At 62.9% G+C, this 14,891-nt stretch carries 12 protein-coding genes and 2 pseudogenes; 6 read left to right on the forward strand and 8 right to left on the reverse strand.

Features of this window, described 5'->3' with window-relative positions; all coding sequences use genetic code 11:
• Nucleotide 1: 1 nt before the first annotated feature.
• The 5 genes and pseudogenes from HZ992_RS16500 to HZ992_RS16520 all read right to left on the reverse strand — a co-directional run.
• Nucleotides 2–568, reverse strand: coding sequence for a hypothetical protein (locus HZ992_RS16500; protein WP_209382921.1), 567 nt, complete (start codon nucleotides 566–568; stop codon nucleotides 2–4).
• Complete coding sequence (locus HZ992_RS16505) at nucleotides 568–1,344, reverse strand: RNA polymerase sigma factor (protein ID WP_209382922.1); 777 nt, start codon at nucleotides 1,342–1,344, stop codon at nucleotides 568–570. The genes HZ992_RS16500 and HZ992_RS16505 overlap by 1 nt, the downstream gene beginning before the upstream one ends.
• A gap of 383 nt (nucleotides 1,345–1,727) precedes the next feature.
• Complete coding sequence (locus HZ992_RS16510) at nucleotides 1,728–2,039, reverse strand: MTH1187 family thiamine-binding protein (RefSeq protein ID WP_209382923.1); 312 nt, start codon at nucleotides 2,037–2,039, stop codon at nucleotides 1,728–1,730.
• A gap of 66 nt (nucleotides 2,040–2,105) precedes the next feature.
• On the reverse strand, nucleotides 2,106–4,946 hold the full coding sequence (locus HZ992_RS16515) for a DUF349 domain-containing protein (protein ID WP_209382924.1): 2,841 nt from the start codon (nucleotides 4,944–4,946) through the stop codon (nucleotides 2,106–2,108).
• Between the two features lie 525 nt (nucleotides 4,947–5,471).
• Nucleotides 5,472–5,837: pseudogene (locus HZ992_RS16520) on the reverse strand (transposase); the annotation flags it as partial.
• A 448-nt stretch (nucleotides 5,838–6,285) separates the two neighbouring features.
• On the opposite strand from HZ992_RS16520, the gene HZ992_RS16525 reads away from it, so the two are divergent.
• Both HZ992_RS16525 and HZ992_RS16530 read left to right on the forward strand, forming a co-directional pair.
• Nucleotides 6,286–6,906 (forward strand): hypothetical protein, encoded by a 621-nt coding sequence (locus HZ992_RS16525; protein ID WP_209382925.1) that lies wholly within the window; start codon nucleotides 6,286–6,288, stop codon nucleotides 6,904–6,906.
• 436 nt (nucleotides 6,907–7,342) lie between these two features.
• A complete protein-coding gene (locus HZ992_RS16530; protein WP_209382926.1) occupies nucleotides 7,343–8,119 on the forward strand; it encodes a hypothetical protein in 777 nt (258 codons plus the stop codon).
• A 692-nt stretch (nucleotides 8,120–8,811) separates the two neighbouring features.
• On the opposite strand, the gene HZ992_RS16535 is transcribed toward HZ992_RS16530, so the two are convergent.
• Both HZ992_RS16535 and HZ992_RS16540 read right to left on the reverse strand, forming a co-directional pair.
• On the reverse strand, nucleotides 8,812–9,876 hold the full coding sequence (locus HZ992_RS16535) for a CBS domain-containing anti-phage protein (protein ID WP_209382927.1): 1,065 nt from the start codon (nucleotides 9,874–9,876) through the stop codon (nucleotides 8,812–8,814).
• 174 nt (nucleotides 9,877–10,050) lie between these two features.
• On the reverse strand, nucleotides 10,051–10,683 hold the full coding sequence (locus tag HZ992_RS16540; RefSeq protein ID WP_209382928.1) for a hypothetical protein: 633 nt from the start codon (nucleotides 10,681–10,683) through the stop codon (nucleotides 10,051–10,053).
• 300 nt (nucleotides 10,684–10,983) lie between these two features.
• Between HZ992_RS16540 and HZ992_RS16545 the strand changes: the two genes are divergently transcribed.
• Nucleotides 10,984–11,487: a hypothetical protein gene (locus HZ992_RS16545; RefSeq protein ID WP_209382929.1), complete on the forward strand. Its 504-nt coding sequence runs from the start codon at nucleotides 10,984–10,986 to the stop codon at nucleotides 11,485–11,487.
• A gap of 145 nt (nucleotides 11,488–11,632) precedes the next feature.
• On the opposite strand, the pseudogene HZ992_RS16550 reads toward HZ992_RS16545, so the two are convergent.
• Nucleotides 11,633–11,887 (reverse strand): annotated as a pseudogene (locus tag HZ992_RS16550) (transposase); the annotation flags it as partial.
• A gap of 607 nt (nucleotides 11,888–12,494) precedes the next feature.
• Here HZ992_RS16550 and HZ992_RS16555 point away from each other — a divergent pair.
• From HZ992_RS16555 to HZ992_RS16565, 3 genes are all read left to right on the forward strand, one after another.
• A complete protein-coding gene (locus tag HZ992_RS16555) occupies nucleotides 12,495–12,725 on the forward strand; it encodes a hypothetical protein (protein ID WP_209382930.1) in 231 nt (76 codons plus the stop codon).
• Nucleotides 12,726–12,732: 7 nt separating this feature from the next.
• A complete protein-coding gene (locus HZ992_RS16560) occupies nucleotides 12,733–13,995 on the forward strand; it encodes a site-specific integrase (RefSeq protein WP_209382931.1) in 1,263 nt (420 codons plus the stop codon).
• Between the two features lie 114 nt (nucleotides 13,996–14,109).
• Nucleotides 14,110–14,577 carry a hypothetical protein gene (locus tag HZ992_RS16565; protein WP_209382932.1) on the forward strand — a complete coding sequence of 156 codons (468 nt, stop codon included), beginning with the start codon at nucleotides 14,110–14,112 and terminating at the stop codon, nucleotides 14,575–14,577.
• Nucleotides 14,578–14,891 lie beyond the last annotated feature (314 nt).

Below are 14,891 nucleotides of genomic sequence, written 5' to 3' on the forward strand. Positions count from 1 at the left end.
GCTACTCCTCGCGGAGCAGATGCGAAATACTTTGCTCATCGAGGCCGGCGTCTCGCAAGACCTTCTCGAACGAAACCTTTTCAGGCGCTGTGGGCCTGACGTTCGACTTCTTGGCGCGGGTCGCTGGAACCATGGCAGGAAGCACGAGATACGAGAGAAGCGTCTCGGTCGATGTCTTCAGCGCCTCGGCTACCTTTGCGGCAATCCGCTGGGGTAAGGTCGCGACGTCGATTCGACGCTCGCGGAATGCAAGGGCAACCTGCAAGGGCAGGGCCAACAAGTCGAAAGCCTCGGTGAAGGTCTTTGCAGGGGCGGCTTGCAGCGCCTCAAGAGTGATCGCGCTTTCCCGCAAACGCGCCATGCCTGCGGCGGCGAGGTCGAACTCGGCGGCACCAGGGGGAAGGTCGTCGTCGAATTCCCTGGTCAGTTCCATCGACAGGTCGACTAGGGCTATGGAGTGCTCAGGGTACTGGGCGAGGTATCGCTGCAGGACACCGGCCCCAGGCTCGAAGTCCATGGCAAAGGCTCTCAGGACGTCGTCTGCGGTGACCGGGGAACCGTCGGCCATCACATCCTCCCCTTGCGCTCAAGACGCAGCTTCAGGACCGCAAAGGCCTTGTCACGATGCGTACGGATGGTTTTTTCCGACTTTCCCAGGACCTTGCTGATGGACTCGACCGAGGGATCGCTGGACTCGATAGGAATGTCTTGGCGCCACATCACGACGATCCTCCTTTGGAACTCAGGTAGGCTATCAATCGAGTCATCCAGGAGCAACCGGTAATCTTTTTTGTCGAGTTCGTCGGCGTCGAATGGGTCGTACTCGCCTGCTGCCGCTTCAACTTTGGTGGACACCTCACCGTGATCGTTCTCGAGTTCGGCGGTGCGATTTTCGTGCTTCCAGTGGCGGGCATTCGCATCGCGACGATCCGCCGCGACAGCGCTGTTGAAGTTGACTTCGTAGTAGTCGAGCCGTTCGTCGTACTGCGTTCGGTCACTGAGCAACAGGTCGACGAAGTGGTCAACTACCTCTTCGCGAATGTTCATCCTGGTCAACGAGACTGTGTCGCCTCCGGAGTTGGCGACTGACCGGACCCGGCGAGCCACACGCAGGAGCAACTTTTCGGACAGTCTTTCACGGTGCGTCCCGGCGGTCGTATTCCGCACGAAGTACAGCAGCGCTTCGGGCGAGACGAATTCAGGATCGCTGGCCTGCCAGAGACCGGCGCGGCGCTCCAGTTCCTCCGCGCTGATTCCCGCGAGAGCTTGAATTTCGACTTCGACCTTCGCTCGCCGGAAATACGGCGTGCCGTCGGGCTTGACCTTTCGAAGGGGGCGCGACACGACACTTCCTCCATCTCGTGCTCTGATTGCCCCTCTCTGGGGACTAGAACTCAATGTAGCAGCAGGTAAGCGTAACGCCCACATTGACGCTTGGGTTAGCGATCCATGGATGCGGACATGACTGCCCATGTGCGGCAGATTCTTGAAGCACCGACCATCCACACGTAGAGCAGCATCGAATGGCAGGTCTGGGTGAAGGCTGCCCTTCGCGGGCACTACACGACCGGCTGCAACCAGTCTGCTGCAGCAACCCGCGGCTGCGACCCGAAGGACAGCAAGGCGTTGCCTCCAGCTTGCGATGCCGTGGTGCCAGCAGGAGCGAAGTTGACATGGCACCCCGGCTGGACAGCTGAGCAAGCCGGCGCGAATACTGGCCCGCCGCGTCAGGTCTTCAGCTTTCTACCGAGCACCTGCTCGACCTTCGCTGTCTTGGCCTGGAGCCTGCCCGATGGGCCGTCCCGCCAGTCCACTTTCAGGTGCACGCCAATGCGACTGCATCCAGTTGCGCGAAGGTGGTCGAAGCAGGCTTTGACGACGGCGAATGTCTCGTCCCACTCGCCTTCGAGGATCGTGCCCATCGGCGTGAGCTGATAGGGCAGGCCGCTGCGGTCCACGATGTCGATGGCCTGCGCCACGAGGGCGCTGACGCTGTCGCCGTCGGTACGCGGGGAGATCTGGAATTCAAGCAAGACCATGGGCGTTCATTCCTCGTTTGTCGTTGGCGGGCGGGACGCCGCCGGCATGGCGCGGCCGCCGCCTGTTCAGGACAGGTGCTGCGGGCCCCGTCGGCGCCACTCCGCGAGCACGGCGGCCAGCCGATCGTGCTGGCCGGCGTCCAAGTCAGCGCGGCTCAGCAGCAGTGCCATGGCGGCGACAGGCGCAAGGGCCTTGGGAGCAACCGAACGGCGGCCTTCGAGGGAATCCTTCAATGCCAGCAGCTTGCGTTCGCGGCGAGCAGACTCGAAGGCCGGCGGCGTCGGCAGGTCCCAGGCGGTCTCGATCTGCAGCAACAGGTCGTCGACGTCAGGCGCCGCATCGTTGCCGTCCGCCTGCGCAAGCCCGGCGCGGCGGCGTATCGCATCTTCCAACGGTGCCGGCAACGCGGGCAGGGTCGACCACGACGCAGCGGTGGCCGCAACTTCGAGCGCGTCACCCTCGGCAATCATTTGCTCCCGCACCTTGCACAGCGCCAGCTTGGCATCGAGCGCATCGCAAGTGGCCTGCCATTCGCGTTGTTCACCCTCGGCCGAGCACTGCCGCAGACTCTCGCGGGCGGCGCGGAATTGAGCCTCGAGCGCATCGGCACGGTCACGCGGCGCCGGCCCGCAGCGCTGCCAGGCGGCGTCGACCTCGGCCAACGTACGGCGTTGAGTCGCCGGGCTGTCCCCAGGGCGAGGCCGCAGGCGCTCGATCAGAGCCGTGCGCTCGGCGGCATGGGCCTCGAACTCGGCTTCGCGTGCGCAGTAGGCCGCCTCGCGCGCGGCGAAGGCGGCGTCGATCGCAGCCTTGAAATCGGACCACAGGGCCTGCTCGTGGGCGCGTGCCAGCGGCAGTGCCTTCGCATGCCGCTGCCATTCGGCCTGCAATGCGCGCACCTCGCTTATCAGGTCGCGGCCGCGCCCGGGCGCGCTGCCGGCGAGAGCGCGGGCGCGCCCCACGAGTGCCTGGCGCTGCGCGCCGGCGGCGGCGCGTGCGGCCTCCAGCGGCGCCTCCACGCGGCGCACCGCCGCCTCCATGCGCTCCACCAGCGCCGCGCGCGCCTGGCGCGGTACCGTGTGCTCGAGCGGACCGAGCTTGCGCCATTCGGCATGGAACCGGTCGAGCGCCGTTGCCAGTCGACGCGGATCGTCGAATCCTGGGGCGGGCGGCTCGGTCTGCGTTTGCGGCTGCGGCTGCGCGGCGTCGTCTGGCGGGTTCACCTCCTCCGGCGAAGCCGCTGGCTCGGAGGCGGTGGTTTCGCCCACCGCTTCAAGGATCTCGAGTAGCTGCTGGCGAGCCGAGAGATTGGCCTCGCGCGCCGCGCGCTGCGCCGCGACATGCGCGGCCACCGGCTCGCCGGCCGCCTGCAAGGCTGCGTCGAAGCGCTGCCACAGCGTGCGACCTCCCGTTCCTGGGCCGCTCAGGCTGTCGATCTCCTTCCAGCGCTGGCGCAGAGTCTGGATGACTTCGGCGCGCTGGCGGATCGAGAGCCGAGCGACTTCTGCGACAACCGCGCCGTCAGCCTGCGCGTTCCCATCGACTCTGCCGTCACCGCCGACCGTCGCGGCCGCCAGTGCCTCGGCCTGCTGCACAAGCTCGTCGCGCGCGCGCCCGCCGGCCCAATGCTGCCAGCCGCGCAACTGCGCCAGCCGCGCCTGTGCCGTTGCGATTCGGGTCTGCAGTGCAACGGGTGCATCGGCACCTTGAAGCTGCTCGTCGATGCCCATCAAATGGCGGTGGGCGTCGGCCAGTTGCCCGGCGTCGAGCGCCGTCTCCGCCTGCGCCACGCAGTCGGCCAGGACCAGAGCCTGCTGGCCCTGGCGCGCACGCTGACGCTCGCGCTCCTCCTCGCGCCGTTGCGACCGCCTGGCCTCCCGCACCTGGGCGCAGGCCTGTTGCCAGCGCGCATGGCGGGTCTGCAGCAGCGCCGCCAGATGCAGATCGGACAGTGGCGGGAGCGCCTGCCACTCCCGCTGCGTGTCACCCATCGACGAGGGTGTGATGGCGCGGTCCCCGTCGGCGTCATCGCAAGCGCCGTCGGTGGATTCGGCCTTCGAATCGTCACCCGGCCCGGTCACCACACGCGCATCCTCGGCAGTGCTGGGCACGGTCTGCGCCGAGCCGGCCACCAGCCGATCGAGTACGGCCAAGTGGACGTCGAGCGCGATCGCGATGCAGATGGCGTGCTGCAACTCGGCCAGCGCGCGGTCTGTGGCCGAGTCCGCCTCGCCGTCCGGCCGCAGCGCGCCTTCCACGCCGCGGGCTGCGTCCGTCGCGACTGCAAGCCGCTCTCGACCTTGCGTGCCCGCCGCGGCCTCGGTGCATGCCGCCTGCAGCTGCCGCTGGGCGGCGACGGCGTCGGCTTGCCAGCGCCGGCGCTGCAGCTCGATGTCGGCGCGCTCGCGCAGTTGCGCCGCCAGCTGCGCCGTCAGCGCTGTGAAATCGTCGCGCTGGGCCGGTTCGACAGCGCCGACGTCAAGCGCTTGCCAGGCGCGGTCGAGTTCAACGAGGCGATTCACCGGCACCTCCGTCATTGCTGCCAGACCTCGGGCGCTTTCGAGCAGCCGCGCGGCGTGCTCGCGGGTCTCGCGCTGCGCCACCGTCGCCTGCAGGCGCTGTTTGGCGAGTTGGTGGACGCGGCGGTCGTGACTGCGAAACTCCCGCTCGGCCAGTCTCAGCGCCGCTTCCCCGGTGAGGGCCTCGACGGCGGCTCGCTTGAACTGGAGGGGCGTCGCCGCGCTTCGTGCCAGGGCCAGCAGCGCATCGTTGTCGCCGCGCGCCAGCGCAATCGCGGCCGTCCAATCCACGTCGGTCGCCGATCCGTTCGCCACCTGACTCGTTGTGACCATGGTGGGCGCCGACCCGGTCTCGAAGCCCTTCTTCTTGAAAATCCAGCCAAGCATGCTCGTGCCTCTGCGCGCCACTGAGGCGCCGATCAGGCATTCTCTTCGCAAGTGACTCGGCGACTGGCCTTCTGCGTGACCGTGCGGCCAAATGAACAGCGTGCCGTCTGCGCCACAGACGTGTCCGCGAAGGGAATCTTGATGCCGGGGCTTGCTTTGCAGCGGTTGCCGCCGGTCGCTACCAAACCACGACCGTGCGCTGACTGGCACCAAGCAGTCGTTCAACCTGGCGACCGTGCGCCTCGTGGAGGTCAGCTGAGTGAGGTCGAGCAGTCGTAGACAGCGCGCAAGGTCTTCAGCGACGCCTCAATGACTGGTTCCGTTCGGACCGAATTCGCACAACCCGACAACCTCAGACATCCGCTACCCGAAGCGAGTCGCCAGGAAGTCGCCACTAGGCCCGATCCTGCGATCTCGACACCGGCCAAACTGTGTCGCCAAGTAGGCCGTCCGACGGCGAACGGCTTGTCCTTCGCTCGTCTCGTGGTCTGTGAAGAGCAGACACCCGGTGCACCAAACAGCATGGCACACGTTGCGGATGCCTGCACCGTTGTCACGCCGGAAGTCGGCGATGGTCTTGAAGTCCGGGGCCAGGCGACCGGTCAACCACATCAGTTCGACGTTGCGCTGGGCTTCGCGCTCCAGGCGCCGGCTGGACTGGATGCGGTTGAGGTAGCCGTAGATGTAGATCTTGAGCAAGACTGCCGGGTGGTACGACGGCCTACCGGTCGCTGCAGGACTCGCACCGTCGAAGCCCAGTCCACGAAGCTCAAGCTCCTCGACGAAGGCGTCGACCACGCGTACCGGGTTGTCCTCAGCGATGAAGTCGTCCAGGCACTGCGGCAGCAATGTCACCTGGCTTCGCTGCTCACCTTCAATGAATCGCCCCATGCGCAACCTCCTCGGCGGAGTTGCTTCAATCTAGGCGATACGAGGCGAGTTTTCACACAGGCTCGGCCGGGACCCGGCGGCCATGAGCGGCGGGTGTCTGGCGATCAGTTCGCACATCGCTGGCCGACTGCAACCAGACACCCGCGGACCTCAAATGCGGGCCTTCAGCCGCTTTAGCGAGTTTGCCCTCCGGCCGAGGTCGTGTGAAAACGTCGCGGCTTGCTTGTCGAGGTCGACATCGACCTCTCAGATCGCGCTGTATTCGACGATCGACTTTCAGGTAAGGGTGAGAGGACCCTCGAATTCCTTCAGATCTCGCGTTTTCACACGGCCTCGGCCATGAGATGTTCGACGACCGACAATGCCATGAGAACGCAAACTCGCTGAAGAGGTCGGCGCAGCGGCGGTGACAATCTGCGCGTGATCAACCAGATGGAACTACGACGAAATGCAAGACGTTCATCGACTCTTCTTCGACTTTCTCAAAGGCCTGACGGGCGGGGACGAGATAGTTGCGGCATACAAGGAGTACAAGGCCGCCAACGACGCGAGCGCCTTTGAGCTCAACGGCCATCTGAAGTCTGGCCTCTCAATGCCGCCAAAGCTCCTGACTTTGTCGGCCAGCCTGAAGCAAGCGATCTGCGCCCAGAACAAGAAAGAAATCAAGCTCTACCGAATGACGTCGGACGCGCAGTTCATGGGACCCCTGCTTTCCGCGCTCGAGGGTGCGCCCATCCGGTATCCGGCATTCATGTCCACCTCAGGCACTACTGAGGGACTCCACACGTTCGTCCCCCCGGCTCCCGAAGTACCTCTGGTGCTTGAGATAACGTGCCCGCCAGGAACCCTCATGGGGCTGATGGAGGCTCATCAAGGGGCCGCTGAAGACGAGTACCTGCTTGGCTGCGGGACTGTGTTTCGCGTCACGCAACTACCTGAAGTCCTGAAGCCATCGGACGCATTCGCCTTCGCCGGATACGCGGCAGGCGGTCGAGATGTGAAGAAGCTCGGCCTTACGGTCCATGCAAGTCCACCATACGCGGGCAAAGAGCCGCTCTTTCGCTTCTGAGCGTTTGCCACGGCTCTTGCCAACCTTTCCTGGCCATCCAAAAAAGCAACGTCGTCGCCAGAACCCAACTGCCCGGGGTGCGGCGTGCGGCACTGCCAAGTCACGCCACCCTGTTATCAATTCGGTGCCCGCCGAGCACTGCCAAATGCCGAGGCGTCGTGCTCTCGACAGTTGGTTGTGGCCTCCAGATCGAGAGACATCACAGATGTACACAACTCCTTTACGGTTTACTATGAAGGCTGCTTTCGGAAGGACAACGGCCACTGGGAAGATTGTGCGCTTGGCACCATTGTTCTTGGCACTTGCTCTCAGCAGCATCGCCGTTGGCGCGGTTGAAAAGGCCCATGTGGCCGCGAGCCGGCCGCAAGCTCACGCTTCGCCAGTCCAAGGAAGAGCCGAACCGGATAGGCGGGCGACCTCTGACCAGCCGGCAGTCGTGGACCTGGTGCGGACGCCAGTCATCCGTGTGGAAGCCTCCGACATAACGCCGAAGCACAACAATTTTCTGAGCAGCGAGTGGTGGCTGGTCTACCTGACTGCAGCTCTTGCTGTTTTTACGCTTGGTCTCGTCATCTACACGGCTAGGCTATATCGATCGAGCGTCCAAGTCGGCAAGGACGCAGCCAAGACTGCGCGGGAGGCCATGGAGTTCAACGAGGCCAGCATTCGGCCCGTCATAGTGCCGAAGATCCACGACGTCAGCGTCCTGTACCCCGCGAAGGGGAGCAACACCTTCCCTCAAGGAGGACCGAAGCTGACGTTTACCTGGGAGAACTACGGTCAGTCAGCTGCCTTTCTCTTGAAGGCAGATCTCGTTCTCAGGCCACATAGAGACCTACCCGCCGAGCCTGACTGGAGTGGCGCAACCCTGCGAACAGACAACAACATCATCGCTCCATCGTCTTACAAGGACGATGCAAGAACTCCAATACCGCTTACTCCCGTTGCCGGCACACTAGACGAGACAAAGATCTCGCAGCTCAACATGAAGATTGACCACGGCCTCCGGTTCTTCTTCTATGGACGAGTGGTGTACGAGGACACGCTGGGCAACACCTTGGTAAGTGGCTTTGCCTTCAAGGTCTTCAGAGACGGCTCACGGCACATGCGCGGGGGCGCACGCTACAACTATCGTCGTCCCGCCACCGAAATTGATATGCCGGTTGAAGCGGAGACCTCTCCCTTGCCATCAGGCGAAACGAACGCCCGCTAGGGACGTAAGCCTCGGACGGTCGCTTGTGGCCGTCCGCCGGAGGCCATGAACGGCTGCTTCGTGGATACGGAACGAGAAGGATCGCCATGCCCTGCCCTGCTCGAGTGAATGACTGCTGTTCCAGTCCAGCTACTCACGCAGCCGACCGAGGCTGTGTGAAAACGCCTTGATTGCCTGAGGTGATCGCCTAAGGTGTGGCAAGCTGAGCTGCAAGGCGCGGGCTGGTTGCGACACTCAATCAGGAGTGTTCTTCTCAAGCATGGGCACAGACGGCCGGGACTCAGACTGTAGTTCGTTCTTCGCTCGACAATTGGAATCGGACTTTCGAACCCGTAGGGAGGCACTTGCCATGCCCGCCTCTGTCGACTCGGACACGCCCCAACGATTCATGCCTTGGGCAACCTGCTCAGACTTCCACCACATCTGGCCCAGATCTCGCCGCATGCAGAAGTTGTATTCATATAGCGGGACTGCATTACCTCTGCATGAGTGGCTGCTGATGCAGTCAGCGGGGCAGTGATTCCAACTAGCAACCAGAGAAGACTGTGCATTCGCGTCCTTTGTGGCCTAACGTTTGAGCTGAGGCGCGAGCGCCGGTGTGGTGCTTGGCCCGCGAGGCCGATGATAGGAACCACGGCTTCGCGGGCCAAGTGCCATGCCGGTGCGAGTCGGCTCCAGCGAAGGGTTAGCCGTCACCGAGCGGGAGTCTGCAACGTCTTGAGTTCATGCAGGAACTGCAAGAAGTTCCTAAGAGAAGTTCGCTCGATCTCGGTGATGCTGTCAGAGTCGAAGTGCATCACGTCGTTTCGCAGCTGGCGAATCTTGTCCAGTTCTTTGACGAAGACAACTCGATCAGCGTTCAGGCCAAGCCTATTCCAGTTCTCGGGACGCTCTAAGAGACGCTGATGCTCGCCGAGAGTCAGATCGGCGACCGTCTCAATCGTGCGGGCTTCATCGCCTTGATCCTTCACCGCAGAGAGTTCAGCCTCGGTGAAGCGACCGTCGATCAAGGCGCGGATGTGATTCTCGATTTCGCCAAGCAGCAGGAACGGCTCGGCCAAGAGTTGGAACTGTTCGCTAAGGTCGGTAGTGGTAAGAATGCCCTTGATCACGCGGTGCTCATCTCGAACCAACACGTACGAGCTTTCGATGATCCTGTTGATGACGCGGAACAAGGAATCGGTGGTCTTCACCTCGACATGGGGCTTGGTGCATTCGCGCACGAAGCGGGGCCGAGGATTAGAGAAGATCGCGGCTGGACCAATGCTTTCCCAACTTACTATCCCCCGCACCTCTCGCTCGTTGGTCATCACTGGCAACTGAGAGAAGTCGTGCCGCAACATAAGCGTAGCGGCCTCTTCGAGAGTCGCGTCTGGGACTACGGATACAAGCTGAACCCGCGGGTCTAGCAATCGACTTACGCGGTACGCAGGCTCGACGCCTGCACCGCCGACGCGGGGCAGTTCTTCCGGTGCAGCAGGTGCTCCCGGAGGAGGTTCACCTGCTTGTTGCTCCACTTCTACTGGCTCGGGAAGCGGCGGCGCGAGCGGTGCCAATGCAAACTGAACGCGCCCGTCGATGTGAGAGCTTTCGAAGTCGGGGATCGTTACAAGCCCAGCTTGCTCCAGTACCCGGCGAATATTCCAGTTGACGTTGGAGCCTCGTCGGGCCGCTCCAAACCAGCCGATCAACTCTCGCACCGATACCGAATCAGAAGGTCTTCCCTCGGCAACGGCCTTCTGGATGTCCTGGATCAAGCGGTCGCGAGCTTCAGCTTCCATAGCGTAGATGGTAGCAACAGTGTCCAGTGACGCCTAACGTTTGAGCTGAGCCGCGAGCGCCGGTGTGGCACTTGGCCCGCGAGGCTCTGTGGTTCACATCCGCCTCGCGGGCCAAGCGCCACGCCGGAGCGAGTCGGCTCGAGCGAAGGGTTAGGCCGCACTGTCGTTACTTGCCGCAACGGAACTGGCCGAGGTGCGGAGCGGGACCGCCTTGTCCCAGCAGATTTGAAAGTACTGTGTGAGGAACGAAGACAGTTCTGCTGACTCGACGTAAAGATGGTGATGATCGGGCCTGGCAACGTCCTTGCTGAGGCAAGAGAGGATGAGCTTGCTGCCGTCCACAATGAGAAAGTCAATCATTGGAAAGGTAGGACTCAGGCCAGTCAACAGCTTGGCGGAGTACTTGTCTAGCGGAGCCTGTCTATGTTGCTCTGTCTCAATGCGCTTCATCCGATGTTCATCATCTGGAGCCTCAGTGTAGATTTCTCGATAGTCGAGCTTTGGATCCTTGACGGCTCGATCCTTCGCAGAGAGATAGTCAGCAAGCGCTGCCTGCTCAGTCGGAAGGAAGTTCTCTTCGCTATTTCCCCAAGTCGTATCAACTACTGTGCGTTTGGCTGATTCGACAAGTTCACGGGCCTTACGAAACACGGCGACACGATCGGGAAGGACCGTGACGACAACGCGGTCTCGAACGGGTTTGCGAAGCGCAAAGTAGCCGATGAGCGCGGCAATAACTGTTGCTGCCGCGCCGACGAATGCACCTTGAAGCGTTGAGTCCATAGTTGTTGCTTTGCGAGGAGAGCGACTGTAGCCCTGTGCGGCCCAACGTTTGAGCTGAGCGGGCCGCCACCGGCCTGGCGCTTGGGCCGCGAGGCGGATGCTAAACCTGGGAGCCTCGCGGCCCAAGTGCCAGGCCGGTGGCGGTCCGCTCCAGCGAAGGGTTAGGCCGCGCGGTTTGGCAGAGTAAGTGCAACACCTTCTTCAACGAGGTGGGTGAGCTGGCGAGACTGTCTGCTTCCTCAACCGGCAAGAAGGGGATGCAGACATGGGGTACATGACGTGACGAGCAGGAGAAAGCAGATGCACGCCTATGACGAGCTCTCTGACCACGGTATGGAGTTTAGTTTGAGCGCGCTGAACGAGGCATACGAAAGGGTGGTTGAAGAACTGCAGACAAGCTCTGCAACCCGGCTGGTAAAGGCTCTGCAGATGGTGCAGCTGCAGAAGGCTGTACTGGCGGTTGGGATGTTTTCGATGTTCGAAGCCATGCTGCAAGATGACCTGAACTGCACAGACGGCTTCCGGGAGGCCGCCGCACGGCTGGATGCAAATGGGGAGACTGCACTTAGGGAGAGCCTCGGTGACTTGCAGCTCGCCATCAATGTTCTGAAGCACGGCCGCGGACGCAGCTACGACACTTTGGTAGGCAAGGCCAATGCTCTGCCGTTCAGGGTGAAGTTACCTGACGAGCACTTCTTTAACGAGGGAGACGTCTCCGAGGTGTCGACTCTCATTGATGTTGATGATGCATTCGTCCGTCGTTGTGCGGCGATCATCCGTGAGGTGACTGCGGCGCTGGGCTGAGTTGAGGTGTGCGCGCCGCTGACGTGGGCCCTGTGTTGCCTAATGTTTGAGCTGAGCGGACGCCACCGGTAAGGTGCTTGGGCCGCGAGGCGGATGATGACACTGGCCGGCTCGCGGCCCAAGCGCTTTGCCGGTGGAGGTCCGCTCGAGCGAAGGGTCGGCTCGACTGCACTTGGTTGAGGTAACCATAGATGTAGATCTTCAGGAGCACCGCCGGGTGGTACGACGGCCGGCCGGTTGCTGCGGGCTTTGCACCCTCGAAGCCGAGCTTGTGCAACTTCAGCTCGTCGACGAACACATCAACGACCCGCACCGGGTTGTCGTCTGCGATCTAGTCGTCCAGGCACTCCGGCAGCAGCGTGATCTGGCTGCGCTCCTCGCCTTCGATGAATCGCTTCATGGGCCGGCCCGCTCAGTCGCGTCGCCCTGCTCCCACTTGTAGATCGACAGCGCCGAAGCTCTGATCAAAACGTGCCCATCTCGGCTGAAGGCAAGCGAAATCGACTGCGCAGTGACGCCAAGCCTCTTGCGATGAATCGACAGACCGACTCGTTGCTCTGAGTCTGGATTTCCTCAGTTGAGCCATTGGCGGCTCGCCCGAGCCGGCGTACCTCAACCTCGAGCTCACGAACTTGCCGCTTCAGGGTAGCGCCCTCGCGCCGATGGCCCGCAAATTCTACGGCGCAACGAATCGGTCTGCTGCTTGAGTTGCCTGCGCGCGAGCCACGCAATTTCGCTCTTAAGAACGACGGCACTGTCAGGCATGAGCCGATTTCAATTTGCTTCGGGACGAAGTCCAACTTTGAGCTTCGCCGTCTCCGGCTATGGGCTTGTTAATCCGGCGTGCGCGCTTGATGCCACGTGGGCGACGGCCACTTCATCTTCTGCATGCCGTTCGTTTGAGGTTGTCGCTTCGAATTGGCTCGCGCGAAATCGACTTAGTTCATCGATCCGAATCCGCAAAGTGAAGTCCTCTCAACCACACGGTCGCAAGACGGAGGAACTTCATGGAGCAACTAGGAGGCGCCACCTATCTGACCGCACGCGAACTCGCGGAGCGCATCAAGTACAAGCCGAACGTCATCAACAACATGCTGAAGGACTCGGTCCTTCTCGAGGGCATCCACTATGTGCGTCCGTTCGGGCGACGCAAGGTGTTGTACCTCTGGGAAGCAGTCGAGCGCACCATGCTCGAAGGTGCCGCGCACTCCGCGGCGCTCATGTCGATGGGGCAGTGAGGCACAGATGGCTTCCGTACGCGAATCCCGCGGGCGCCTCTTCCTCGACTACCGCGTCGACGGCAAGCGCCAGAGAACATACGTCAAGCTGGCCGACACTGCGGCAAATCGTCAGCAGCTCAAGGCCGTCGCCGTCAGGGTCGACACGACCATAAAGAAAGGCGGGGATGTCGTGGCCATGCTCACCGCGCTCGGGCTCGTCGAGGCGGCCCCCGCGGAGGTAAGTCAGGTCCTGATGACACCGTCGCAGCCGCTTCGCCCGACCGCCAGCGTCGCAACGACTCCGGCGTTCTCCGCCTTCGCCGAGCAATGGTTCGGCGAGTTCAGCGTGGCGTGGCGCAAGACGTACATCACAACGGTACGCGGCATCCTGGACCAGCATCTTCTACCGCGATTCGGGACGCTCGCGGTCGGCGCGGTCAGTCGCGCACTGATCCTCGAGTTCCGTGCTCAACTTGCCACCGTTCGTGGCCGCAGGCCGGGCACCAAGCTCTCGCCCGCGCGGATCAACACGATCTTGCTGATCCTGCGCCAGATTCTTCAGGAGGCGGCCGATCGCTTCGAGTTCACCGTTCCGATGGCTCGGCTGAAGCCGCTCAAGGTGCCGAAGTCGGACGTCCAACCCTTCACGCTCGAGCAAACGCATCTGCTCATCCAGACGATCCGCAAGGACTATCAGAACTACCTCAAGATTCGCTTCTTCACCGGGATGCGTTCGGGCGAACTGCACGGCCTGAAGTGGAAGTACGTCGATTTCGAGCGGCGTCTGATCCTGGTGCGGGAGGCCTTTGTCGGTGGCGAGGATGAGTACACCAAGACCGACTCTTCGCAGCGTGAGATCCCGCTCAGTCAGCTTCTGTACGACGCGCTGCGCGCACAGCATGACGTGACGGGACATCAGGAGTACGTCTTCTGCAACCGGGCGGGCGAGCCGATCGACACGGCCAACTTCACCAAGCGCATCTGGTATCCGCTCCTGCGCCACCTGGGTCTGGCCCTGCGTCGGCCCTACCAGACGCGACACACGGCGGCCACGTTGTGGCTCGGCGCGGGCGAGTCGCCCGCTTGGGTGGCGTCCGTGCTCGGGCACTCCAGCCAGGCCATGCTCTGGAAGACTTATGCACGCTTCGTCCCAAACCTGACGCGGCGCGACGGCTCGGCCATGGAACGGCTGCTGAATGCGACCTTCGGCGTCAAGGCCGATGGGGGCGGTACTCCGCCGCCCGCGCAACCGCCGCCAACGGGCACTGAGAACGCCGCGGCAGCGTAATCCGCAAGCTCTTCAGCACAAACAACGCAGGCCCGTGGCCTGCGCGGGTGAACTCGCGCCTCCTACATGCCTATCACCGGCTTCGGCGGAGTTGCCCACCTCACGGAGTCGATCATGAAGCAACGCAAGTCTCCTCCCCCGGCCCTCTCGCAAGAACTCGAGTTTCCGGCCACCGGTCTCGGGTTCACGGTTTGGGTTCACCTCCCTCGCCCCGCATCGGTCTCTGAAGTGAGGCTCTACCGGCACGGCCTGGATCGATACATCGAGGCCAATGGGCTGTCGCGCAGCATGAATCCGCTGCACATGCTGGTGTGGGCCAGCGATCGCAGCCTCACCCTCACCGACCAGATCGACTTGCTGGTCTGGATGGTGCGCGACGGCCGCGCTGTCGCGGTCGAAATGGGACCGCTGCAGACGCAGATGGGCCTGCCCGCTGGTCGCGATCTGGTTCCCACCCTGCCGGTTCGTTTGGCCGACAACACGCTGCTCTCGATGGTGCGGCTGTACGGCGCTGGGCACCTGCCGGCCGAGGAGTTCATTGAGATGCTCGGTGGGTTCCAGGGTCCGGTGACGTTGCACTGAGGTACTAGCCATGAAGCAACTCAGTCTTTGGCCGCGCTCGATGCTTCCGCAATCGGCAGGCGCCACCTCGGCTCGGTCGCGGCGAGGTCAGGCGTTCCGGCGCTACCAGCCGCTGCCACGCCTGCACTTTCAGCCAGCCGGCCGCGCGCCGCAGGTGCTCTGCGCCGATCCGGAGGAATCGCTTCAGGACCGGTGGTACGCCTTCGAGGATCTGTTGCTCCGGCTGTCCACCCGCGTGCCGGTGCATGCGCACCTGGTCGACGGTCAGTGGCAGCTCACGCTGGCGGGCATCCTCGGCCACGCCGATTACGAAA

Origin of the sequence: Rhizobacter sp. AJA081-3 (assembly GCF_017795745.1) — a bacterium.
In the GTDB taxonomy this organism is placed as follows: domain Bacteria; phylum Pseudomonadota; class Gammaproteobacteria; order Burkholderiales; family Burkholderiaceae_C; genus Piscinibacter.